This window comes from Ruegeria sp. AK4, from assembly GCF_056541025.1.
This window is the reverse complement of sequence record NZ_JBQFXS010000001.1, coordinates 538,649-561,206: the sequence shown is the minus strand read 5'-3', so window position 1 is coordinate 561,206 and position 22,558 is coordinate 538,649. Positions and strand designations below refer to the sequence as shown.

General features: G+C 60.2%; 20 protein-coding genes. 11 read left to right on the top strand and 9 right to left on the bottom strand.

Going from position 1 to position 22,558, the window contains the following annotated elements; all coding sequences use genetic code 11:
- Positions 1–55 precede the first annotated feature (55 nt).
- From ACR0EZ_RS02505 to pyrH, 6 genes are all read right to left on the bottom strand, one after another.
- A complete protein-coding gene (locus ACR0EZ_RS02505; protein WP_480610397.1) occupies positions 56–1,171 on the bottom strand; it encodes an NUDIX domain-containing protein in 1,116 nt (371 codons plus the stop codon).
- A gap of 30 nt (positions 1,172–1,201) precedes the next feature.
- Positions 1,202–1,642: a TrgA family protein gene (locus ACR0EZ_RS02500; RefSeq protein WP_480610395.1), complete on the bottom strand. Its 441-nt coding sequence runs from the start codon at positions 1,640–1,642 to the stop codon at positions 1,202–1,204.
- 15 nt (positions 1,643–1,657) lie between these two features.
- On the bottom strand, positions 1,658–2,866 hold the full coding sequence (locus ACR0EZ_RS02495; protein ID WP_480610393.1) for a class I SAM-dependent methyltransferase: 1,209 nt from the start codon (positions 2,864–2,866) through the stop codon (positions 1,658–1,660).
- 69 nt (positions 2,867–2,935) lie between these two features.
- Positions 2,936–4,357, bottom strand: coding sequence for a cryptochrome/photolyase family protein (locus ACR0EZ_RS02490; protein WP_480610391.1), 1,422 nt, complete (start codon positions 4,355–4,357; stop codon positions 2,936–2,938).
- Between the two features lie 45 nt (positions 4,358–4,402).
- On the bottom strand, positions 4,403–5,629 hold the full coding sequence (locus ACR0EZ_RS02485) for an aminotransferase class V-fold PLP-dependent enzyme (RefSeq protein ID WP_480610389.1): 1,227 nt from the start codon (positions 5,627–5,629) through the stop codon (positions 4,403–4,405).
- Between the two features lie 109 nt (positions 5,630–5,738).
- On the bottom strand, positions 5,739–6,491 hold the full coding sequence (gene pyrH, locus ACR0EZ_RS02480; protein WP_480610387.1) for a UMP kinase: 753 nt from the start codon (positions 6,489–6,491) through the stop codon (positions 5,739–5,741).
- Positions 6,492–6,587: 96 nt separating this feature from the next.
- Here pyrH and miaA point away from each other — a divergent pair, with 96 nt between their 5' ends.
- From miaA to ACR0EZ_RS02455, 5 genes are all read left to right on the top strand, one after another.
- The gene (gene miaA / locus ACR0EZ_RS02475) at positions 6,588–7,481 is read left to right on the top strand and encodes a tRNA (adenosine(37)-N6)-dimethylallyltransferase MiaA (protein ID WP_480610385.1); all 894 of its coding nucleotides are present in this window, start codon (positions 6,588–6,590) and stop codon (positions 7,479–7,481) included.
- Positions 7,482–7,832: 351 nt separating this feature from the next.
- Positions 7,833–9,503: an ABC transporter substrate-binding protein gene (locus ACR0EZ_RS02470; RefSeq protein WP_480610383.1), complete on the top strand. Its 1,671-nt coding sequence runs from the start codon at positions 7,833–7,835 to the stop codon at positions 9,501–9,503.
- A 120-nt stretch (positions 9,504–9,623) separates the two neighbouring features.
- On the top strand, positions 9,624–10,670 hold the full coding sequence (locus tag ACR0EZ_RS02465; protein ID WP_480610382.1) for an ABC transporter permease: 1,047 nt from the start codon (positions 9,624–9,626) through the stop codon (positions 10,668–10,670).
- A 13-nt stretch (positions 10,671–10,683) separates the two neighbouring features.
- Positions 10,684–12,147 carry an ABC transporter permease gene (locus tag ACR0EZ_RS02460; protein ID WP_480610380.1) on the top strand — a complete coding sequence of 488 codons (1,464 nt, stop codon included), beginning with the start codon at positions 10,684–10,686 and terminating at the stop codon, positions 12,145–12,147.
- Positions 12,148–12,239: 92 nt separating this feature from the next.
- Complete coding sequence (locus tag ACR0EZ_RS02455) at positions 12,240–14,327, top strand: dipeptide ABC transporter ATP-binding protein (protein ID WP_480610378.1); 2,088 nt, start codon at positions 12,240–12,242, stop codon at positions 14,325–14,327.
- A gap of 63 nt (positions 14,328–14,390) precedes the next feature.
- Here the strand turns inward: ACR0EZ_RS02455 and ACR0EZ_RS02450 are convergent, their stop codons facing one another.
- Positions 14,391–14,969 carry a lytic transglycosylase domain-containing protein gene (locus ACR0EZ_RS02450; protein WP_480610376.1) on the bottom strand — a complete coding sequence of 193 codons (579 nt, stop codon included), beginning with the start codon at positions 14,967–14,969 and terminating at the stop codon, positions 14,391–14,393.
- 203 nt (positions 14,970–15,172) lie between these two features.
- On the opposite strand from ACR0EZ_RS02450, the gene ssb reads away from it, so the two are divergent.
- Both ssb and ACR0EZ_RS02440 read left to right on the top strand, forming a co-directional pair.
- Entirely contained in the window at positions 15,173–15,661 is a 489-nt protein-coding gene (gene ssb, locus ACR0EZ_RS02445) for a single-stranded DNA-binding protein (RefSeq protein WP_480610374.1), read from the top strand.
- 18 nt (positions 15,662–15,679) lie between these two features.
- Positions 15,680–16,750 carry a site-2 protease family protein gene (locus ACR0EZ_RS02440; protein ID WP_480610373.1) on the top strand — a complete coding sequence of 357 codons (1,071 nt, stop codon included), beginning with the start codon at positions 15,680–15,682 and terminating at the stop codon, positions 16,748–16,750.
- A 12-nt stretch (positions 16,751–16,762) separates the two neighbouring features.
- On the opposite strand, the gene aroB is transcribed toward ACR0EZ_RS02440, so the two are convergent.
- Together aroB and ACR0EZ_RS02430 are read right to left on the bottom strand one after the other, a co-directional pair.
- Positions 16,763–17,875 (bottom strand): 3-dehydroquinate synthase, encoded by a 1,113-nt coding sequence (gene aroB / locus ACR0EZ_RS02435; RefSeq protein ID WP_480610371.1) that lies wholly within the window; start codon positions 17,873–17,875, stop codon positions 16,763–16,765.
- Complete coding sequence (locus ACR0EZ_RS02430) at positions 17,876–18,463, bottom strand: shikimate kinase (RefSeq protein ID WP_480610369.1); 588 nt, start codon at positions 18,461–18,463, stop codon at positions 17,876–17,878.
- Positions 18,464–18,542: 79 nt separating this feature from the next.
- Between ACR0EZ_RS02430 and ACR0EZ_RS02425 the strand changes: the two genes are divergently transcribed.
- The 4 genes from ACR0EZ_RS02425 (at position 18,543) to ACR0EZ_RS02410 (ending at position 22,529) form a co-directional block, all read left to right on the top strand.
- Positions 18,543–18,692, top strand: coding sequence for a hypothetical protein (locus ACR0EZ_RS02425; protein WP_480610367.1), 150 nt, complete (start codon positions 18,543–18,545; stop codon positions 18,690–18,692).
- Positions 18,682–20,208, top strand: a complete 1,527-nt coding sequence (locus ACR0EZ_RS02420) for a hypothetical protein (protein ID WP_480610366.1) — start codon at positions 18,682–18,684, stop codon at positions 20,206–20,208. Before ACR0EZ_RS02425 ends, ACR0EZ_RS02420 begins: the two co-directional genes overlap by 11 nt.
- Positions 20,205–21,158 carry a tyrosine recombinase gene (locus ACR0EZ_RS02415; RefSeq protein WP_480610364.1) on the top strand — a complete coding sequence of 318 codons (954 nt, stop codon included), beginning with the start codon at positions 20,205–20,207 and terminating at the stop codon, positions 21,156–21,158. Before ACR0EZ_RS02420 ends, ACR0EZ_RS02415 begins: the two co-directional genes overlap by 4 nt.
- Before the next feature lie 63 nt (positions 21,159–21,221).
- Positions 21,222–22,529 (top strand): HlyC/CorC family transporter, encoded by a 1,308-nt coding sequence (locus tag ACR0EZ_RS02410; protein WP_480610362.1) that lies wholly within the window; start codon positions 21,222–21,224, stop codon positions 22,527–22,529.
- Positions 22,530–22,558: the final 29 nt, after the last annotated feature.

The following is a 22,558-nucleotide window of genomic DNA, read 5'->3' as shown; positions in this document are numbered from 1 at the left end:
CATTTGGTATCAAAGGAGATTTACAGCCGCGATCCAACAACCACAAGCGCGATAGTCAGGACCGCAGCCGGTCGCGGTGGCGCGCCAGCCAATGCGACAGGTTCAGCAGTTGTAAGTCCTTGAAAACATGCCGATCAACCATGTCGATAAATTCATCGTAAGGCAGGATCCGGCTGCGAATGTCCTCGCCCTCGGCCTCCACCCCACCGGCTTCTGCCGTTTTGGTCAGATCGCCCAACCCGACATAGAAATACAAGTAGCCCGTGGACGACCCGCTTGAGGAATAAGCCCCGCCGGCATATTCCAGCGCGTCAACCTTGACGCCGGCCTCTTCCATCATCTCGCGATGCGCGGCCTGTTCGGGCGTCTCGCCGGGGTCGATCATCCCCGCGACGGCTTCCCACAACCAGGGTTCCGGATCGTCGATCAAATAGACCGGAGGTCTGAACTGTTCGACCAGCAGAACCAGATCGCGCACAGGGTCGTAGGGCAGCACAGCCACGGCGCTGCCCTGCATCAGGCTGGCGCGTTTCAGAACCGGGCCCATGGTGCCATCATGCTGGCGGTGCTGAAGATCGATTTCCTCCATCCCGAAATAATCGACATAGGCGCGTTTGTGGCGATGCACGATCACGTCCTTGGCGGGATCTCTGGGATCACCGGTTTTGCGTTGCCGCGCCATCAGCTTGGCCCAGGCACGGGTCTGAATGGCCCGCACATTGCGCACCATGTCCTGCGGATCGATACGCCCGAAATAGGCCATCTCTTCTTCGGCGGCCAGAACGGTCAACTCGCCCCGGGCATCCACCCAATCTTGCAGCGACCACACATCGCCTGCCGTCCATGTGCCCGGGGCCGGAAAAAAGACCTGTGCTTCGGCGCGTGTTCCATCGTCCAGATTCACCTGCAGCGGTTGCAGATCATAATCGAACCCGCCTTCGTAATAGGCCAGCCGCTCGATGTCGCCCTTAGTCAGGCCGCGAACAAAAAGCCCCTGCGCCGTGCCGCCCGGTTCCTTGCGGATCATCGGGAAATCCTGCCCCTGCACCGCGCGCACGCAATGATCCGGAAGGCGCGCTGAAAATGTCTGCAGCGAGGACGCCTCGCGCCCGAGGACACGTTCAAGAAGCGGTACGTGCCGCAGCGTGCCGTAGAAGAACAAATCTGACACGGAATGATACTCTCATGTTGGGGATGCAGTTTACCGCCAGCGGCGGCCCGCTTCTTCGGTTGCCAGACCGGCGATCAAAGCCCCGACGGCCAGCGTGATCAGAATTTCCGGAACCAGCAATTGCTGGCCGAATTCGATGCCGATGACGAAAATGGCTTTCACAGCCTCGAACGGGCCGTCATAGCGATGGCGCATCGCTAGGCGGAACATCTCGTTGCAGCCCTGCACGAACAGGGCCCAGAACACCAGCGAGGCCACACCCGTCAGGCCATTGTTTACGCCCGCTGTCCAACCCCTGCCCGCGCGCTTGCCCATGATGGCCCAGCCGCAGATCCAGCCCAACGCGATGTTGACGTACACGAAATAGCCATAGTCTTTGCCCTCGTCCCCGTTGTCCATGATCATGCCGGACACGATAAAGGCCACCACCACAAGACATACAGCGGCAACTAATCGCGGGGCATTGGGCATTCCGGGGTCCGTTCGTTAACTTGGCTTTGCTATTGTGATCTGTGTCACATCGCAATTACCGGTGTCAAAGGCTGCGCCGCATGCGGTCAAATAATAATTCCACATGCGGCGAAAACGCTCATCAAACCCCAATTCCGAAATCTGATCCCATTTGTCATTGAACGTGTCGTACCAACGGCGCAGCGTCAGGTCGTAACTCTGGCCGAACTCCTTGGATCGCACGACGTTGAGACCGGCCTGATTGATCTCTTGTTTCAGGATTGTGGGTGACGGCAACATGCCACCCGGAAAGATATATTTCTGAATGAAATCAACGCCGTTTTTGTAAAAGTCCCACCGGTGATCGCCGACGGTGATGATCTGCAGCGTGGCCTGCGCGCCCGGCTTCAGCCGCTCTCGCACCGTTTCGAAATAGACCGGCCAGTATTTCTGGCCAACCGCCTCGAACATCTCGATCGAGGCGATGCCGTCATATTCGCCGCGCTCATCACGGTAATCCTGCAGCTTGAACTGAACAAGATCGGAAAGTCCTGCGTTTTCAATTCGTTTTTTGGCGAACTTCAACTGTTCCTTGCTGATGGTCAGACCCGTGACCCGCAAGCCACGCTCTTTGGCGGCATATTCCGCGAAACCGCCCCAGCCGCAGCCGATTTCAAGGATGTGATCGCCGGGTTTGGCCCCCATCTCATCCACAAGGCTGGCATACTTGGCGGTCTGCGCCTTCTCAAGGCTCTCCTGCCCGGTTTCGAACAAGGCGCTGGAATAGGTCATCGTGTCGTCTAGCCACAGACCGTAGAAGTCATTTCCCAGATCGTAGTGGTACGAGATATTCTTTTTCGCCTGCGTACGATTGTTTCGATGCAGCCAGAACCGCAGCCGCTCATAAGCCTGCACAAGAAACCGCCCGGTGAAACCGTCATAAACCGTTTCCGTGCCCAGATGCACGAGATCCATGAAAGAGCGCAGGTCGGGCGTGCTCCAATGGCCGTCCAGATACGCGTCAGAAAACCCCAGTTCGCCCTCGCGGATCAAGCGCGCGAACACGTCGCCGTCATGGATATCGACCTGCGCGACGGGCCCCGGCTTTTCACCTTCGCTGCGGAAGGTGCGGCCATCGGGCAGAGTGATGTCCAGCCGCCCGGACTCCATCTTGCCCAGCATTCTGAACACCTGCGCGAAATATCTGGGCAGGTTTTTCTGCCCCTCGGTGGTTGTCAGGATCATCCGCTCTCCCCTCTGCGGTCTGTGATAAAAGCTAGGGCGGGATTCCGTTTGTGGCAAGTTTTCAATTCCTTACCGGCTTTTTCGGCCTTCATACGCCGCAAGCGCGCGGCGACGCCCCTCAGCCAGATCAACAACGGGCGGTGGGTAGTCGGCACCGCGCCGCAATCCCCATGAGACCGGCACCGCATCGAAATAGGAAAGCGCCGTTTCGGTCGGATCGGCTCGCCCTTCAGCGATCCAGCGCCGCAGATAGGACCCGTTTGGGTCGAAACGTTCTTGCTGAGTCTGCGGGTTGAAGATCCGAAAAAAGGGTGAGGCATCCGGGCCGGACCCGGCCACCCATTGCCAACCCATCGCATTGGCCGCCGGGTCCCAGTCGATCAGGCAGTCCTCGAACCACTGCATTCCGATTTTCCAATGAGTCATCAGGTGCTTGGTCAGATAACTTGCCACAATCATGCGGGCGCGGTTGTGCATCCGGCCCGTGACGTACATTTCGCGCAGACCTGCGTCGACAACGGGAATGCCGGTTCGGGCCCGCCGCCAAGCTGTGACATGCTGGTGTCCGGCATCCTCATTCCATGGAAACGCGTCCCAGTCCGGCTTCCAGTTCCCGGTCAGCAGATGCGGCGTGTGATACATCAGGTGATACGCAAACTCACGCCACACAAGTTGGCGCAGGAACGCCCCGGTCCCCGGCGTGCCCATCATTGCGGCGCGCTGGACGAAGTGCCAGACGCTGCGCGGCCCGATTTCCCCCAATGACAGGTATTCCGACAAGTTGGACGTGCCATCAAGGTCCAGCCGGTCCCGATTATCGGAATACTGGCCGACATTAGTCAGGAACGCGTTCAGATGCTCATGAGCCGCGTGTTCACCCGGTTGAACATAGGGGCGCACAACCTGCGCACCGCGCTGCATTCCGGCCCCCATGGCCCAATCGTCAAGCCTGTCGGACGCAAGCCATGCATCAGGCGCGTTCAGCCGGGATGGGGGCGCATTTGGGGCCGGAACGTCCCGGTCCTGCACCGCCCGCCACATCGGCGTGAATACGCGAAAGGGTTGGCCGGTTTTGGTGGCAACCGTCCACGGTTCGAACAAAAGGTGCCCTGCGAATGACTTCGCATTCACTCCAGAGGCAGGCAGGGAAGATTTGACCTTGGTATCCCGCGCAATCGCGTCCGGGTCATAGGCGCGGGTCCAGTAGACATCCTTCGCCCCCGTCTCGGCCACCAAACGCTGTAGTTCGCGCAAGGCCTCGCCCCGGCGCAGGATCAGGCGGCTTCCCAGTTGTTTCAGCGCGGCAGAAAAGACCCCCAGCCCCTGCCCCAGACGCCATTTCGGGGCCGCGCCCAACCGCTCAGCAAGTTCGTCCAGAATGTAAACCGGAAGGATCGGACGGCCCGTTTCCACGGCCGCCTGCAATGCAGGGTGATCCGAGACACGCAGATCGCGCCGAAACCACAGTATGACCGGAGGTTGCGTATCCATGACTGCCCGCCTTTTTCCTGTTTACGAGGCAGGTCAAGGCCCGGATCATAAAACGCGATCAAGGGCTTCCAAAAGCTGATCAATCTCGTGCTTTGCCGTGTAATGCGTGAAGCTGACCCGCAACACGCCCTGCGCCGGATCGACCCCCATCGCCTGCAACGGACGCACGGCGTAGAAGTCCCCGCCACCGGCCATGATGTTGTGCTTTGCCAGTTCGGCGGCGACAGGTTCTGCCGGACAACTAAGCGCAACGGCAACGGTCGGAGCCCGCCGGGTGGCATCTGATGTACCGATCAAACGCACAGCGTTTCTGTCCTTCAAAGCATCCAGCACGGGTTGCAGCAACTCGACCTCATGCATTCGCATCAAGTCGTGAACAAAGGCCCCCTGCGCCGCTGCGCCGCTTTCTGGCCCGCCGTGATGCGCGCTCAAAGCCTCGATGTAATCCGCAATTCCGGCGCTTGCCGCGATCTGGGCGTGGTCCGGACCTGCCGGGGTGAACCTTTTGTAAAGTACATCGCCGTTAAAGTAATGCGCCTGGTTTGGCAGCAACTCTCCGACTGTGCGCCGGATGACCATCAGGCCCTGATGCGGGCCATAAGTTTTGTAGGCCGAGAACAGATAGATATCCGGCCCCAGATCGCCCACGTTCGGGAACCCGTGCGGCGCATAAGACACGCCATCGACGCAGACAAATGCGCCCGCCGCGTGGGCGATTGCCGTGATCTCGGTCACCGGATTGATCTCACCCACGACGTTCGAGCAATGCGGGAAACAGACCAGACGCACCTTTTCGTCCAGCAATTCCTCAAGGTCCTGCGGGTTCAGAGAGCCGGTCTCGGGGTCGATCTGCCATTCCCGCACCTCGACGCCATCATCCGCCAAACGCCGCCAAGGTCCGGAATTGGCCTCGTGATCCTGATTGGTCACCACAATCGCCTCGCCGGGGCTCAGCCACTGCCGGAACGCCTGCGCCAGAACATAGGTGTTTTGCGTGGTCGACGGGCCAAAGCTCAGCTCATCCGTATCGACGCCCAGAATTGCGGCCAATCGGGTGCGGGCCTCGTCCATCTCTTCGCCCGCCAGACGGCTGACCTCAAACGGGTGATCGGGTTGAACTTTACGCTGAACGTAGAACCGGGTCAGCCGGTCTATTACCGGCTTGCAGGTATACGAGCCACCCGCGTTTTCAAAAAACGCCTGCTCCTGCAGAGCGGGTTCGGAAAAGGCCGGGAATTGCGCCCGAACGAAATCGATATCCAGAGTGCTCATGGCCACTCACTCCTCATTCGTCTTGTAGAGATGCCTGCTGGCAGCGCCGGATATGTCGGACGTTGCAGCGGGTCTTCTGGTCTGGCCGAGTTAGGAATACGACAAGACTTCAGCCCTGAACTTTGGTGTATGTGCCCTCGCCCGCCAGAATGCCCCGGAACCCGCCCGGCTCATCCAGCCCGAACACAATCAGCGGAAGGTTGTTGTCGCGCGCCAGCGCAATGGCCGAGGCATCCATGACGCGCAACCGTTTGGCCAGAACATCGTCATAAGAAACAGTGTCATAGCGCACGGCGTCGGCGTGAACCTTGGGGTCTTTGTCATACACGCCGTCCACACCATTCTTACCCATGAAGATCGCCTGACAGGCCATTTCGTTCGCGCGCAGGGTCGCGGCGGTATCGGTGGTGAAATACGGGTTGCCGGTCCCGGCTGCAAAGATGCAAACCCGTTTCTTTTCGAGGTGGCGCACCGCGCGGCGGCGAATATAGGGTTCGCACACTTCATCCATGCGGATGGCCGAGATGACACGGGTGAACACTCCGATTTCCTCAAGCGCGGACTGCATTCCAAGCGCATTCATGACCGTCGCCAGCATTCCCATATAGTCCGCCGTCGTCCGCTCCATCCCCTGGGCCGAGCCGCTGAGGCCGCGAAAGATGTTACCGCCGCCAATGACCATGCAAATCTCAACGCCCAGATCGTGAACCGACTTCACCTCTTGCGCGATGCGCTGAACGGTCGGTGGGTGCAGGCCGAATCCCTGATCGCCCATCAACGCCTCGCCCGAGATTTTCAACATGACACGATTGTACTTGGTTTTCGGGGGTTCGGCGGTTTCGACGGGCTGGGAAAGGGTCATGTTGCGCTCCGGGCTGGCACGGGTTTATTTGCGGCGCAAAATGAAGCAAAAACACCGCAGGTTCAATGCGGATACTGAGGAATAAGGCAACCCGGAATGACCAATAGCCCGGCTGCGGATATTTGGGACAGGCTTCCGCCGATCCCGCAGGACAAGCCGGTGCTGATCGCCGGTCCGACGGCCTCGGGGAAATCCGCGCTGGCGCTGGAGATTGCCGACAGGTTCGGAGGCGTCATCGTCAATGCCGACGCCAGCCAGGTTTACGACTGCTGGCGGATCATCTCTGCACGCCCGTCGCCCGAGGAAGAAGCACGCGCGCCGCACAGGCTCTATGGGCATGTCGCCTATGATCAGGACTATTCCACCGGTCATTGGCTGCGCGAAGTGATCCCCCTGTTGGGCGCGGATCAGCGACCGATCATCGTTGGCGGCACGGGGCTGTATTTCACCGCCCTGACCGAAGGCATGGCCGAAATCCCCGCTACGCCGCAGGAAACCCGCGCGACCGCCGATCAGATGACGACCAAGGCATTGATCGCGGGCGTGGACGCGGAAACGCTTGGCCGGATCGACACAGACAACCGCGCCCGCGTCCAACGCGCTTGGGAGGTTCAGCAGGCCACCGGCCGCAGCCTTGCATCCTGGCAGGCCGATACGCCACCGCCGGTTCTGCGGTTGGAAAACACGATTCCCATTGTCTTTGACGTTGAAAAAGACTGGCTTTTGAACCGCATAACGCGCCGTTTTGATTTGATGCTCGACATGGGCGCGCTGGACGAGGTGGCGGCGATGCGGGACCGGTATGACCGGTCTCTGCCTGCCTGCAAGGCGATAGGCGTGCCGGAACTCATGGCCTATCTGGACCGGGAAATGACGCTGGAACAGGCGCGCGAGCGGGCCACGATCTCAACCCGTCAATTCGCGAAGCGCCAGCGCACCTGGTTTCGCGCCCGGATGAAGAACTGGAATCACATCGATTTCTCAAAATGATACTTCCCACTGTTGATTCGGCGGCGGGTTAACTAAGCGCGACCGCGGGCTAGGCTGACAGTTTTCCCGGCAAACGACAGATTGTTCCCCGGTCGGCACCGTTTCAATCCCCCCGACAGCGCCCCTGTTGCTCTGCCAGCAAAGGCGAGCGCATCGTCCGGATGTCGCTTTTAGACCGTGAATGTCGATTTCCAACATTGACCTATAGGGAATTCTGGTGCCGAATATGGCCATGGGGATGTTGAGAATCCAAAAAAGAAAACCCATCGACCTACCCTTTGGCGCTCACCACGCCGGGTAGATCAATAACTTCACGACAAAAACAAAGACCTCACAGGGAGAAACACAATAATGAAAAATCAGACTTTGACCGGCTCACCGGTTCATTGGGCTGCAGAAATGCACGCGAAGGAGTATCGCGAAGGCAATCTGAACCGACGCGAGTTTCTGGCGCGTGTAACCGCGCTGGGTGTGGCCGTGCCGGCGGCCTATGGCATGATCGGTCTGCAAACGCCTGCCGCAGCGGCGGAACCGCAGCGTGGCGGCACCATCCGCTATCAGATGGAAGTGCGCGCCCTGAAAGACCCGCGCACCTTTGACTGGACCCAGATCGCGACCTTCACCGCAGGTTGGCTGGAGTACCTTGTCGAATACAACAACGACGGTTCGTTCAAGCCGATGCTGCTGGAAAGCTGGGAAGCCAATGACGACGCCACCGAATACACGCTGAACGTCCGCAAAGGCGTGAAGTGGAACAATGGCGACGATTTCACCGCTGAGGACGTGGCGCGCAACATCACCGGTTGGTGCGATTCGTCGGTTGAAGGCAACTCGATGGCGTCGCGCATGGCGTCGCTGGTTGACGAAAGCACCCAGAAAGCTGCGGATGGTGCCATCACCGTTGTCGATAGCCATACCGTGAAGCTGAAGTGCAATGCGCCGGACATCACGATCATCCCCGGCATGGCCGACTATCCGGGTGCCATCGTCCACAGCAGCCATGATCCCGACACTATGCTGGACAATCCGATCGGCACGGGCTTCATGATCCCAGAAAGCCACGAAGTCGGCGTTAAGGGCGTACTGGTTCGCAACGAAGGTTTCGACTGGTGGGGCTATGAGGCCGGCAAAGGCGGCTATATCGACCGGATCGAGTTCATCGACTACGGCACCGACCCCGCAGCTTTCCTGGCCGCGTACGAGGCCGAAGAGATCGACATGAACTGGGAATCGGTTGGCGAATTCGTCGATATCTTTGACGGCATCGGCCTCGTCCGCTCGGAAATCCCGTCGGGCTTTACCATCGTCATTCGTCCGAACCAGCTGGCCGAAGACGCCGATGGCAACAAGATCTACGGCGACAAACGCGTGCGTCAGGCGCTTGCCATGGCGGTCGACAACGCGGTCTGTCTTGAGCTTGGCATGTCCGGCTATGGTATCGCGGCCGAAAACAGCCATGTTGGCCCGATGCACCCCGAGTATGACTCGTCGATCACCCGTATTCCCTACGATCCGGCTGCAGCCAAGGCGCTGATGGACGAAGCGGGTATGGGCGACTTCGAACACGAAGTACAGTCGATCGACGATGACTGGCGCCGGAACACCACCGCCGCGGTTGTTGCTCAGCTGAACGACGCGGGCATCAAGGCCAAGCACACGGTTCTGCCGGGCTCGACTTTCTGGAACGACTGGACCAAGTACCCCTATTCCTCGACCAACTGGAACCACCGTCCGCTAGGCACGCAGATTCTGGCGCTGGCCTACAAGTCAGGCGTGGCGTGGAACGAATCCGGCTTCGCGAATGAGGAATTCGATACGCTTCTGGCCCAGGCGAACTCGATCTCGGATGTGGATCAGCGCCGCGAAGTCATGGCCAAGCTGCAGGCGATCATGATCGAAGAAGGCGTTGTCATCCAGCCTTACTGGCGGACCGCGATGCGCCACCACCGGGACAATATGGTCGGTGTCGAGAAACATATCGCAGACCTGCCGCAACTTTATAAATTCGGCCTCGTTTCCTAAGCCGAAGTTACAGGGGCCGCGCCATTCAGGTGCGGCCCTTTCGTCCTGCATACGGCGACATAAAAACAGCGACGCGTGAAACCATGACGAATTCACGCTGGCCGACCAACAGGGGCTAACATGGGACTTTTTATTCTAAGGCGCGTCGGCATCATGCTTTTGACAGCATTGTGTCTGACATTCCTGGTCTTCTTTCTGACCAACCTCTACCCGAACCTCGAAAAGCTAGCCAAAACACAAGGCAACTTCCGCATGTCGGACGAGCAAGTCGCCAGCTTCCTTGAGAAGGGCGGGTATCTTCAGCCGGTGCCGATAAAATACGGTGAATGGCTGGGCGTTCTGCCGTCCTACCGGCACACGAATGACGACGGCACCGTTCAGGGCAGATGCATTCTGCCGGGACAGTCCGCCGAAGAGGCACCGAGTTTCTGCGGTATCCTGCAGGGGTACTGGGGGTATTCGACGGTCTTTAAAGAAGAAGTCTCGACCGTTGTCGGCAACCGGCTGGCTCTGACCGGTCGGCTGATGTTCTGGGTGATGTTGCTGATGGTCCCCTCGGCCCTGATCCTAGGCATTCTGGCGGGGATGAAAGAAGGATCGGCCACCGACCGCACGCTGTCGACCTTTGCGATCACGACGACAGCGACGCCAGAATATGTTTCGGGCGTGATCTTCATCGCGATCTTCACCTCATCCGCAGTCGGATTGAAATGGTTCAAGGGCACCGCCACACAGGCGATGGAGAACCCGACATTCGAGAACTTCTTTCTGCCGGTGCTGACCATCGCGCTTTACGGGATGGGCTATATCGCCCGCATGACCCGCGCCTCGATGACCGAGGTGATGACGGCGCAATATATCCGCACCGCGCGTCTGAAAGGCGTGTCTTTCCCGAACATCGTCATGAAACACGCGCTGCGCAATGCGCTGATCGCGCCGTTTACCGTCATCATGCTGCAGTTCCCATGGCTGCTGAACGGCGTGGTGATCGTCGAAACCCTGTTCAACTACAAAGGGTTCGGCTGGGCGCTGGTTCAGGCGGCGGGCAATAACGACATCCAGCTCTTGCTGGCGATCTCGGTCGTGTCGGTCTTTGTGGTGCTGGTGACGCAGCTGATATCGGATATCGGCTATGTCTACCTCAACCCGCGCATTCGCATCGCTTAAGGAGGGATAGATTATGGAACCACTTACCTGGACCGGCTCTATCGCCTTCCTCAACCCGATCTTTGCGCTTGCGCTGAGTCTGATGGTGCTGTCCATCGTCGTCTGGATGCTGGCCAGCATCGTGCTGCCCGAGGATCAGATGACGGTCAACCCGGATGGCACGCTGACCTCGAACTCGAACGCCCGGATCATGATACAGTTCGCGCTGCGCTACAGCTTTCTTGCCAGTGTCGGGATCGCGCTTGCCTATATCGTCCTTGGCATCCTGATGGGCACCGGCGCCGGGATCATCGGCGCGATTTCCCAGCAGTTCCTGCCGGTTTGGCTGTCGCTGATCATTCTTTATGCCATGTCGATCGCTTTCAAACGCAAGCTGGGCCTGTATGGCAAACTGTTTGACAGTCCCATCGGCATGATCGGTTTTGGCCTTGTGATGTTCTGGGTTTTCACCGGGATTTTCGGCGCGCTTGACCTGATCGTGACACATGACTCGCTGTCGCAGGTCTCGGGCATGAAGAACAAGGTGCCGGGAACGCCCCTGCCCAATCTGGAAGAGGGTCAGTACGCCTGGTATCTTCTGGGCGGTGACAACCTGGCGCGCGACGTCTTTAGCCGCATGGTCAAAGGCGCGTGGATCGTAGTGCAGATCGCACCACTGGCGACGATGTTTGCGTTCATGGTCGGCATCACGCTGGGCCTACCCGCCGGTTATTATGGCGGACGGCTGGATACGCTGCTGTCCTTCCTGGCGAACCTGATCCTGGCCTTCCCCGTGATCCTGCTGTTCTACCTGCTGGTGACGCCCGAGATCGTTGCGACCGGTGTGCCGAACTATATGGCGGCCGTGCTGTTCGTGTTCCCGATCATCTTCCTGGGCGTCCTGCTGAACTCGCGGTACTACACGCGGCCGAACTTCCGGACGCCGCTGTTGATCGGGGTTCTGGGCGTGGCGCTGTGGCTCTATCTGTCGCTGATTTCGACCAAGGGCTACATCATCAACACCGACAGCTACAGCATCTGGGGACTGCCGACCTATCTGGATCTGTTCGACATTCCAGGCGGTATTCTGGTGGTGTTCGTCTCGGTGGTGTTCGTGAACTCACCCACGGTGTTCCGCATCGTGAGGGGTCTGGCGCTGGACATCAAAACCCGCGACTACGTGGCTGCGGCGCAAACCCGAGGCGAAGGCCCGTGGTACATCATGCTGTGGGAGATCCTGCCCAACGCACGTGGCCCGCTGATCGTCGATTTCTGTCTGCGCATCGGCTACACGACCATCCTGCTGGGAACCTTGGGTTTCTTCGGGCTGGGTCTGCCGCCGGAAAGCCCGGACTGGGGGTCCACGATCAACGAGGGGCGCAAGCTTCTGTCGATCTACCTGCACCCTGCCCTTCCGCCTGCGCTTGCCTTGTTGTCACTGGTTCTTGGTCTGAACCTGCTGGCGGACGGTCTGCGCGAAGAAAGTCTGAAGGACTGATGTGATCAAGGCCGGGGGCTCTGCCCCCGGACCCCCGAGATATTTTTAGCCAGATGAAGGGGATCCCCCGGACTCTCGCGAGGAGTAACAAGATGAACAAACTGGCGGATTATGACGGGCCAATTCTCGAGATCGACAAGCTGTCGATTTCATTCTTTACCCGGCTGAGGGAAATTCCCGCCGTGATGGATTTCTCTGTCAGCGTGCAGCCTGGTGAGGCTGTGGGGCTGGTGGGTGAATCCGGTTGCGGCAAGTCTACGGTGGCGCTGGGCGTCATGCAGGATTTGGGCAAGAACGGACGCATCGTGGGTGGCACGATCAAGTTCAAGGGCCGCGATCTGAGCGAGATGACGACCGAGGAACTGCGCGACATTCGTGGCAACGAGATCGCGATGATCTATCAGGAGCCGATGGCCTCGCTGAACCCGGCGATGAAGATCGGCAAGCAGCTGATGGAAGTGCCGATGATCCACGAGGGCGTAGGACAGGAAGAGGCATACGCCCGCGCGCTGGAGGTGGTGACAGATGTGCGCCTGCCCGACCCCGAGCGGATGCTGAACTCGTTCCCGCACCAGCTTTCGGGCGGGCAGCAGCAACGCATCGTGATCGCGATGGCGCTGATGTCGAAACCGGCGCTTTTGATTCTGGACGAACCGACGACCGCGCTGGACGTGACCGTTGAGGCCGCGGTGGTCGAACTGGTCAAGGATCTGGGCAAGAAATACGGCACCTCGATGCTGTTCATCTCGCACAACCTTGGTCTGGTTCTGGAAACCTGCGACCGGCTCTGTGTGATGTATTCCGGCGAGGCGGTCGAGCGCGGCTCGATCCACGATGTGTTCGACGAGATGCAGCACCCCTACACGCAGGCGCTGTTCCGCTCGATCCCCCTGCCTGGTGCCGACAAGAATGCACGGCCTCTGGTGGCGATTCCGGGGAACTTCCCGCTGCCGCATGAACGCCCGCCGGGGTGTAACTTTGGCCCCCGCTGCGACTATTTCGAGGAAGGTCGCTGCGATGCACAGGCCATTTTGATGGAAGCCGTTCCCGGCAATGACCGTCACCACACCCGGTGTCTGAAGTTCAAAGAGATCGACTGGAACGCGCCGATCACCGTTGGTGAGCAGAAAGAAAAAGCCGAAATTGGCCGCACTGTCCTGAAGATGGACAACCTCAAGAAATACTATGAGGTCGCCGCAAACGCCCTGTTCGGCGGTGGCGCAACGAAGGTGGTCAAAGCCAACGAGACATTGAGTTTTGAGGCGCATGAATCCGAAACCCTTGCCATCGTCGGTGAATCCGGCTGCGGCAAGTCGACCTTTGCCAAGGTTCTGATGGGTCTGGAAACCGCCACGGACGGGCAAATCCTACTGGACAACCGCAACATCGAAGCCGTGCCGATCGAAGAGCGCGATGCCAAGACTGTGGGCGAGGTTCAGATGGTGTTCCAGAACCCGTTTGACACTCTGAACCCGTCGATGACGGTGGGCCGGCAGATCATCCGGGCGCTGGAAATCTTTGGCGTCGGCAATTCCGAGGCCGAGCGTAAGAAGCGGATGCTGGAACTGCTGGATCTGGTGAAGCTGCCTCGTGCCTTTGCAGACCGCATGCCACGGCAGTTGTCGGGCGGGCAGAAACAGCGCGTCGGCATCGCCCGTGCCTTTGCCGGGGACGCGCGGATCGTTGTGGCGGATGAGCCGGTCTCGGCGTTGGACGTGTCGGTTCAGGCCGCCGTCACCGACCTGCTGATGGAGATTCAGCGCGAACACAAGACCACGCTGCTGTTCATCAGTCACGATCTGTCGATTGTCCGCTACCTCAGCGACCGGGTGATGGTGATGTATCTGGGCCATGTGGTCGAGCTTGGGTCGACGGATCAGGTATTCGCACCGCCCTACCACCCCTATACCGAGGCGTTGCTGAGCGCGGTGCCCATCGCGGATACGTCGATTGAAAAGGAACATATCGTTCTGGAAGGCGATATTCCGTCGGCGATGAATCCTCCGCCCGGTTGCCCGTTCCAGACGCGGTGCCGCTGGAAGTCCGAGGTTCCGGATGGTCGGTGTGAATCGGACGTGCCTCCGGTCAAGACGCTGGCGGACGGGCATCAGGTCAAATGTCACCTGGCCGAGGATGTTCTTGCCCGTATGGAGCCGGTTATCAAAATCGCCGCCGAATAACGGAAGCGGAAACGAAAAGGACCAGCGCTGCGCTGGTCCTTTTTCATTCCATGAGGCTAAGCGTCAGCCGCCCCAGATCACCCGCACATAGTTCTGGGTTTCCTTGTATGGTGGCACACCGCCATGCCGTTCCACAGCCTCGGGGCCTGCATTGTAAGCGGCCAGCGCAAGCTTCCAGGATTTGAATTTCCGGTACTGCCAGGACAGGTAGCGGGCGCCACCCTCAAGGTTTTGCTTCGGGTCATGCGGGTTTACGCCCAACAACTCGGCCGTCTGCGGCATCAGCTGCGCCAGACCCAACGCCCCTTTGTGGGATTTCGCATGCGGGTTCCAGCCGCTTTCCTGTTGAACGAGGCGCAAAAACAGATCTTCGGGCACGCTGTGCAGGCGCGCGGCGTTGCGGGCCAGTGCCAGATACTCACCCCGATACTTTCCGGTGTAGCGCTTGTTGAACGTGCTCTGCGATGTCTTCGGCTTAAGCCGCGCGGAATCGCGGTATTGCGTCGCGGCGCGACCGTCCAACACTTTGGCCTGCTTCAGAAAAATGTCCTTACGGCTTTTCGAGGACAGCGTTTCCGCCTGCGCAGGGCCAACTGCCAGCGCAAAACACGCAACCGTAAAACCAACTACCAGAGATCGCATAAATGCCTATCCTGCCCGTTCAAAACCAGTCGGAGTATAGGTATTCCAGACAAAAATGAAAGCTTGGTAAAGGCCACCCTAAGAAATCAGCCCGCAGGTGTGGCTATCAACCATGTTTTAACCACGATGCAGGCCGTATAGGGTCACTCTGAAACACAGCGCCAGATTCGGCGCATCCTAGGTAGAACAGAACGGGGAAATATATGGCAGGCTCAGTCAACAAGGTCATTCTGGTGGGCAATCTTGGCCGCGATCCTGAGGTCCGGACATTCCAGAACGGTGGAAAAGTCTGCAACCTGCGCGTTGCGACCTCTGAGACATGGAAAGACCGCAACACGGGCGAGCGCCGGGAACGCACCGAATGGCACACCGTCGCAATCTTCAACGAAGGCCTGGTTCGGGTGGCCGAGCAATATTTGCGCAAAGGGTCCAAGGTTTATCTGGAAGGGCAGCTTCAGACCCGTAAGTGGCAGGATCAATCCGGTCAGGATCGCTACTCGACCGAGGTCGTTCTGCAAGGGTTCGGCTCGACTCTGGTGATGTTGGATGCGCGCGGTGAAGGCGGCGGCGGCCAGTCGGGCGGATATGGCGGCGGACATGGCGGCAGCGGGTATGGCGACCCCTATGGCGGCCAGTCCAGCGCGCCTGCGCCGGCCTCGGGCGGAATCGACGACGACGAGATTCCGTTCTAACCGAAACGGAGACACAACATGACATGGTCCTTCTCACTCGGCCGCCTGCTTGGGTCCGAACTGAGGGTCCATGTCACCTTTTTCCTGCTTTTGGCCTGGATCGGGTTTGCCGCCTATAACAATGGCGGCTGGCCCGCAGCGGTCGAAAACCTGATTTTCGTTCTTCTGCTTTTTGCCTGCGTCGTGGCACATGAATTCGGCCACGCGCTGATGGCGCGGCGCTATGGCATCAAGACCCCCGACATCACCCTGCTGCCCATCGGCGGGCTGGCGCGGCTGGAGCGGATGCCCGACAAACCGATGCAGGAGGTCTGGGTGGCGCTGGCCGGACCTGCCGTCAATATCGTCATATGGCTCGTGCTGGTCGTTCTGGGCGCTGGCATGCCTTATGAAACCATCACCCAGATCGACTCGCCCAATGCGGGGTTTCTGAACCGGCTGGCCTATATCAACCTGCTGCTGGCCGCGTTCAATATGATCCCCGCCTTCCCGATGGATGGGGGCCGTGTGTTCCGGGCGTTGCTGTGCCTGCGGATGGACCGCGTCAAGGCCACCCGCGTTGCGGCCTTGGGCGGACAGATCGTCGCCGTCGGGCTCGGGTTTCTGGGGCTGAGCTCTGGCAACCCGATCCTTGTACTGATCGCGGTTTTCGTGTTCATCGCAGCCAATGCCGAAAGCCAGGATGTTGCGCTGCGATCCGTGGCGCGCCGCGTTTTGGCGCGGGATGCCATGATCACCGAGTTTCACGCCCTGTCGCCGCAGGATTCGCTAAGCACGGCGGCGCAGGCGGTCATTCACACCACCCAGCACGAGTTTCCGGTTCTGGACGCCGAGGGTATCCTGCTTGGTTTCGTCACCCGCGACCGGCTGTTTACCGCGTTGGCCGGGGATCATCCACGCTCGGACCCGGCGACGTCGATCATGGTCACAGACATTCCGCAAGTCGCCCTGACCGCCGGGTTGGAAACCGTTCTGAAAGGGTTGCACAACGGCGCTCCGGCCATCGCCGTTCTCAGCCGGACGGGGCGTATGGTAGGGTATATCACGCGCGAGAATATCGGCGAGCTGATGGTGATCCGGGGGCGTTAAAACGCTTGGCAATCAAGCCGTTGCCAAAGCGTCCTGCAGCACCGACAGAACCGCATCCCGCGGCACGTCCGAAGTCACAAAGGCCTGTCCGATCCCCCGCGCCAGAATGAACCGCAGCTGTCCGTCAACGACTTTTTTGTCCTGCGCCATCAGATCAACAAGCGCCTCTGCCCCCGGCAGGTCACCGGGAATATCGGCCAGATCGGTTTTCATCCCCATCGCCCGCAGATGCGCCCGCACGCGGCTGGGGTCTTCCTGCGAACACAGACCCAGACGCGAGGATAACTCGAACGCCAGTGCGCACCCGATGGCTACGCCCTCGCCATGCAACAGCCGGTCGGAATAGCCCGTCGCGGCCTCGAGCGCGTGACAGAAGGTATGGCCCAAGTTCAACAGCGCCCGGTCGCCCTGCTCGGTTTCGTCCCGCGCCACGATGTCGGCCTTCATCTGGACCGAACGGGTTACGGCCTGAACACGCGCGGCCATATCGCCCGAAGCCAGAATGGGGCCATTGGTTTCAAGCCATTCAAAGAATTTGGCATCGCCCAACAGGCCGTATTTCACAACCTCGCCATAGCCCGCAAGAAAATCGCGTGCGGTCAGGGTGCCCAAAACGGATGTATCCGCCAGAACCAGAGAGGGCTGGTGAAACGCCCCGATCAGGTTCTTGCCCTGCGGCGCATTGATGCCGGTCTTGCCGCCCACGGAACTGTCGACCTGCGCCAGCAAAGATGTCGGCACCTGCACAAACCGCACCCCGCGCCGCATCACCGCAGCCGCAAACCCCACGAGGTCCCCGATGACGCCGCCGCCGAGAGCGACCACAAAATCGCGGCGCTCGATCTTTTCCGCCAGCAACCACTCGGCGGCGCGTTCGAAATGCGGCCAGCTTTTGGTGGCCTCACCGGCGGGCAGAGTCAGTGCTGTCATCTCAATGCCAGCGGTCGCCAAGCCGTCGCGCAGCGCGTCCAGATGCAGCCGCGCCACATTGTCATCCGTCAGAACCGCAACTTTTGGCCGATGCAGCAAAGGCGCGATCCGCGCGCCCGCCTGCGCCAGCAAATCGGGCCCGATTTCAACGTCATACGAGCGTTCGCCCAGCTCAACATGTACGGTCTGATGCATCTACTTCCGTTCCAAAACGTCAGGGCGCGCGGTCAGGGCCTGCAGCACCCGCTCTACCATATTGTCAATCGAGACTTCCCCGTCCGACAGCACCGTCAGATCGGCCTCGGCATAGATCGGGACGCGCGCTTCGTACAGGCCTTTGAGCGTGGCATAGGGGTCGGGCGTGCGCAGCAACGGGCGCGTGTCCTTGTGGCGCACCCGGTTCCACAGCACATTCAGGTCTGCCCGCAGCCAGACCGAGGCCCCGCGCTGAGTGATCATGCGCCTGTTCTCCTCGGACAGAAACGCGCCACCGCCGGTGGACAGGATGCCTTTTTCCTCATCCAGCAGCCGACCGATGATCTGAGATTCCTTGCTGCGGAAAAAGGGTTCGCCATCGCGTTCGAAAATCTCGGGGATGGTCATGTTCGCCGCCGATTCGATCTCGGCATCGCTGTCGAGGAAGGGCACACCCAGCCGCGCAGCCAGTGCCCGGCCCACCGCCGTTTTCCCGGCGCCCATCATGCCCACCAGAACCACGGTTTTGTGCAGATCAAAGCCCGGCCGTGTGTCCGCTGAGTGAGTGTTATGCTTTATTTCGCTCATTTAACCGTGAATGACGTGATCTTGGAAAAAATGCCAGTTATAACTTGGTCAAAATCAAAAATTGAGGCAGCGTGGCGCCATGGGCCGTCTGATCAAGTTCCTGATATATATCATTTGCCTGGGGTTCATCGGGCTGGTGGGCTATGCCTATCTCGGCCCGTTTTTCGGCGCGGATTTTTCGGCTCCGCAGGGCGAAATCCGCGAACCGGTCACGCTGGATGTCGATTAAGCCCGCATTGCTGGCGCTCTTTGTGGCCGGACCGGCATTTGCGCAAGAGCCGCTGTCGGCCATCGACTGGCTGACGAATCCGCCGGAAAACCTGCCCGGGACGGTACTGCTGGAACCGCCGGTGACCCAGAATGGCGGTCAGCCGGACGTTGTGGTCACGCCGCTTGAAGCGCTGTCGCAACCTTTGGGGCTGGTGTCTTCGTCGGTGACTGGCCTGCCCGTGGATCTGTGGCAGGGCAGCGACCCCGAGCGTCTGGCCGAACTGATCGCGCGCGTTCCCGTCAAATACAACCCGGCCATGCAGCGCCTGCTGTTTACTCTGCTGCTGACCGAGGCACGCTCGCCCGCTGGCCCGGGTGCCGAAGAAACCTTGCTTCTGGGCCGCCTCGACCGCCTGATGCAGCTTGGCGCGGCGGACCCTGTTCAGTCGCTGGTACAACTGGCTGGTCCCACGAATTCGCAAGATCGGTTTCAGCGCTGGTTCGATGCCACGCTTCTGACCGGCGATGAAGACCGCAGTTGCACCGCCCTGACCGCGCAGCCGCATCTGTCGGATGACTACGCCGCGCAGATTTTCTGCAAGGCCCGCCGGGGGGATTGGGCCTCGGCCGCGCTGACGCTGGAAGCGGCGCATGCGCTGGACATTCTGCCGCCCGAGCAACTGGACTTGCTGGATCGGTTCCTCAGCCCTGAACTGTTCGAAGACGCGGCCTATTTGCCGCAACCGGACAACCCCGACCCGCTCAGCTTTCGCCTGTTCGAAGCGATCGGGGAACGCCTGCCCTCGGCCCCGCTGCCGCGTGCGTTCGCAAACGCGGACCTGCGCGATGTGGCCGGTTGGAAAGCCCAGATCGAAGCGGCTGAGCGTCTGACCCGGATCGGAGCGCTGACGCCGAACCAATTGCTTGGCCTATACACCGAACGCGACCCGGCGGCGTCCGGCGCGGTTTGGGATCGGGTTGCAGCGGTCCAGCGGTTTGAGAGCGCGCTGAATACCCGCAACCCCGAGGCCATTGGCAAAACCCTTCCCGACGTTTGGCAACAGATGCGCAGCGTCGGGCTCGAGGTCGCCTTTGCCGAACTGTTTGCCGAGCCGCTGTTCGACCTTACCCTCCCAATGCCAGCGGCGGAAAATCTGCGCTGGCAGGTTTTGATGCTGTCCGACCTCTATGAGAAGGCCGCGTTGGAGCCACCCGACGACTCGGTCGAAACGCAGTTCCTGACAGCGCTGGCGCAGGGCGATCCCGCGCGTTCGCCCTCGCCCTCACCCACGGCAGATGCGATTGCCGAAGGGTTTGCCTGGGCTGCGCCGGTGCCATCAGACATAGATGCGCTGCTGACCAACGGGCAACTGGGCGAGGCAATTTTGGAAACCATGAACCTGTTCGCCCACGGCGCGCGCGGCAATCTGGTCGACTTGACGGCAGCCATCGCCACCTTGAGGCGCGTGGGTCTGGAAGACACCGCCCGGCGCGCTGCGTTGAACCTGCTGATCCTGCAGGACCGCCGCCTGTGACCGGCCCGGCTTCGCCAGAACTGTGGATATCCACCTTCCTTCAGGCCCAGGCCGCCGAACTAGGGGCGGCGACCAACACGGTGCTGGCCTACGGGCGGGACCTCAAGGACTTTGCGGCGTGGTTGAAGCATCGCAATGTCGGATTTGAACAGGCCGACCGGGACCGGATCGAGGCCTATCTGATCGATTGCGACGATCAGGGCTTGTCCCGATCCACCCGCGCGCGGCGCTTGTCGGCGATCAAGCAACTGTACCGGTTCGCGTTCGAAGAAGGCTGGCGTGAAACCAACCCTGCCATTCAGATCAAAGGGCCCGGTCGGCAGAAACGGCTGCCCAAAACGCTGGATGTCCCCGAGGTGGACCGGCTGCTGGCCGCCGCCCGCGAAACAGGGCGCAGCCCGGCGGATCGAGAGCGCAACACCTGTCTGATGGAGTTGCTCTACGCCACCGGCATGCGCGTGACCGAGCTTGTGTCGCTGCCGGTCTCATCCGCGCGGGGCGACCCGAGGATGCTGCTGGTTCTGGGCAAAGGCGGCAAGGAACGAATGGTGCCCCTATCCCGACCTGCCCGCGATGCGCTGTCTGATTGGCTGAAAACCCGCGACGAGGCCGAGGATCAGGTGGTCGAAAAAGGCGGGCAACGGTCCCGGTTCCTGTTTCCGTCACGCGGGAAGTCCGGACACTTGACCCGGCACATGTTCTTTCACCTGATCAAGGAACTGGCGGTTCAGGGTGGTGTTTCCCCTGAAAAAGTCACCCCCCACACCCTGCGCCACGCCTTTGCCACGCATCTGTTGGCCAACGGCGCGGACTTGCGATCGATACAGACCCTGCTTGGCCATGCCGATGTCGCCACCACCGAAATCTACACGCATGTTCTGGATGAGCGGCTGGCCGAACTGGTGTTGGAGCATCACCCGCTGGCGAAAGACCCTGACAACAAGGGCTAACCCCTTGATCCGGCGGGGCCGCATCCCCATAACGGATGCACGTACTCGAACAAACAAGGACCGATGGAACCCACATCCTCTCTGATCGACGGCGCATTCTGGCTTACGTCAGGCGCCATTCTGCTTTTGCTTGTCCTGTCGGGCTTTTTCTCGGGATCAGAAACGGCTTTGACCGCGTCCTCGCGCGGGAAACTGCGCGCGCAGGCCGACAAGGGCTCGCGCGGAGCGAAAAAAGCGCTCGAGATCACCGATGATAACGAGAGGCTGATCGGCTCGGTCCTGCTGGGCAACAACCTTGTAAACATCCTTGCCGCCTCGTTGGCGACGGCGCTGTTCACCCGGCTGTTCGGCGAAAGCGGTGTTGCGCTGGCCACGCTGGTCATGACCCTGCTGGTTCTGGTTTTTGCCGAGGTTCTGCCCAAGACCTACGCGATCACCAATTCGGAAAAGGCCGCATCCGCAGTTGCGCCGATCATCGGCGTTGTCGTCACCGTCTTCTCGCCCATCGTCGCGGCAGTGCGCTTGCTGGTCCGCGGCGTGCTGAGCCTGTTCGGCGTCAAGATCGACCCCGACAGCAACATCCTAGCCGTGCGCGAGGAAATCGCCGGTGCCCTGCAGCTTGGCCATTCCGAGGGCGTGGTCGAAAAGGAAGACCGCGACCGCATCCTTGGCGCACTCGATCTGGGCGAGCGTGCGGTTGAAGAGATCATGCTGCACCGCTCGAACATCGAGATGATCGACGCCGATGCCCCGCCCGAAGATATTCTGAAGCAGTGTCTGGAAAGCCCCCATACCCGCCTGCCCGTATTCCGGGATGAACCCGAGAACATCGTAGGCGTCGTACACGCAAAGGACCTGTTCCGCGCCATGTACGCGCAGGTCGGCGGCGCTGACGGGGATACGGACAAGCTGAAATCCTTCGACATCTCGAAGGTGGCGAATGATCCGTATTTCGTGCCCGAGACCACCACTCTGGACGATCAGATGCGGGAATTCCTGCGCATGCACAGCCATTTTGCGCTGGTCGTTGACGAATATGGCTCGCTGCGCGGCCTGATCACGCTCGAGGACATTCTGGAAGAGATCGTGGGTGAGATTGCCGACGAGTTCGACATCGAAGAAGAGGTTCCGGTCACGCGCACCGAAGATGGCCAGTATCTGGTCGAAGGGGCGATGACGATCCGCGACGTGAACCGCGCGATGGAGTGGTCCCTGCCGGATGAAGAGGCCAACACGCTGGCCGGTTTGGTGATCCACGAAGCTCAGATGATTCCGGTGGTCGGGCAAGTGTTTTCCTTCCACGGCTTCCGGTTCGAAGTGACTGCGCGTGAAGGCAACCGGATAACCGGACTGAAGATCCGTCCGCTTTAGGGTTGGGCGATCCGCGCACCCGCTTCCAG

Bases quoted from the DNA above. Each gene is read 5' to 3' on its own strand.
- ACR0EZ_RS02500 (WP_480610395.1), bottom strand. From the start codon at position 1,642: ATGCCCAATGCCCCGCGATTAGTTGCCGCTGTATGTCTTGTGGTGGTG.
- ACR0EZ_RS02495 (WP_480610393.1), bottom strand. From the start codon at position 2,866: ATGATCCTGACAACCACCGAGGGGCAGAAAAACCTGCCCAGATATTTC.
- ACR0EZ_RS02490 (WP_480610391.1), bottom strand. From the start codon at position 4,357: ATGGATACGCAACCTCCGGTCATACTGTGGTTTCGGCGCGATCTGCGT.
- ACR0EZ_RS02485 (WP_480610389.1), bottom strand. From the start codon at position 5,629: ATGAGCACTCTGGATATCGATTTCGTTCGGGCGCAATTCCCGGCCTTT.
- pyrH (WP_480610387.1), bottom strand. From the start codon at position 6,491: ATGACCCTTTCCCAGCCCGTCGAAACCGCCGAACCCCCGAAAACCAAG.
- miaA (WP_480610385.1), top strand. From the start codon at position 6,588: ATGACCAATAGCCCGGCTGCGGATATTTGGGACAGGCTTCCGCCGATC.
- ACR0EZ_RS02470 (WP_480610383.1), top strand. From the start codon at position 7,833: ATGAAAAATCAGACTTTGACCGGCTCACCGGTTCATTGGGCTGCAGAA.
- ACR0EZ_RS02465 (WP_480610382.1), top strand. From the start codon at position 9,624: ATGGGACTTTTTATTCTAAGGCGCGTCGGCATCATGCTTTTGACAGCA.
- ACR0EZ_RS02460 (WP_480610380.1), top strand. From the start codon at position 10,684: ATGGAACCACTTACCTGGACCGGCTCTATCGCCTTCCTCAACCCGATC.
- ACR0EZ_RS02455 (WP_480610378.1), top strand. From the start codon at position 12,240: ATGAACAAACTGGCGGATTATGACGGGCCAATTCTCGAGATCGACAAG.
- ACR0EZ_RS02450 (WP_480610376.1), bottom strand. From the start codon at position 14,969: ATGCGATCTCTGGTAGTTGGTTTTACGGTTGCGTGTTTTGCGCTGGCA.
- ssb (WP_480610374.1), top strand. From the start codon at position 15,173: ATGGCAGGCTCAGTCAACAAGGTCATTCTGGTGGGCAATCTTGGCCGC.
- ACR0EZ_RS02440 (WP_480610373.1), top strand. From the start codon at position 15,680: ATGACATGGTCCTTCTCACTCGGCCGCCTGCTTGGGTCCGAACTGAGG.
- aroB (WP_480610371.1), bottom strand. From the start codon at position 17,875: ATGCATCAGACCGTACATGTTGAGCTGGGCGAACGCTCGTATGACGTT.
- ACR0EZ_RS02430 (WP_480610369.1), bottom strand. From the start codon at position 18,463: ATGAGCGAAATAAAGCATAACACTCACTCAGCGGACACACGGCCGGGC.
- ACR0EZ_RS02425 (WP_480610367.1), top strand. From the start codon at position 18,543: ATGGGCCGTCTGATCAAGTTCCTGATATATATCATTTGCCTGGGGTTC.
- ACR0EZ_RS02420 (WP_480610366.1), top strand. From the start codon at position 18,682: ATGTCGATTAAGCCCGCATTGCTGGCGCTCTTTGTGGCCGGACCGGCA.
- ACR0EZ_RS02410 (WP_480610362.1), top strand. From the start codon at position 21,222: ATGGAACCCACATCCTCTCTGATCGACGGCGCATTCTGGCTTACGTCA.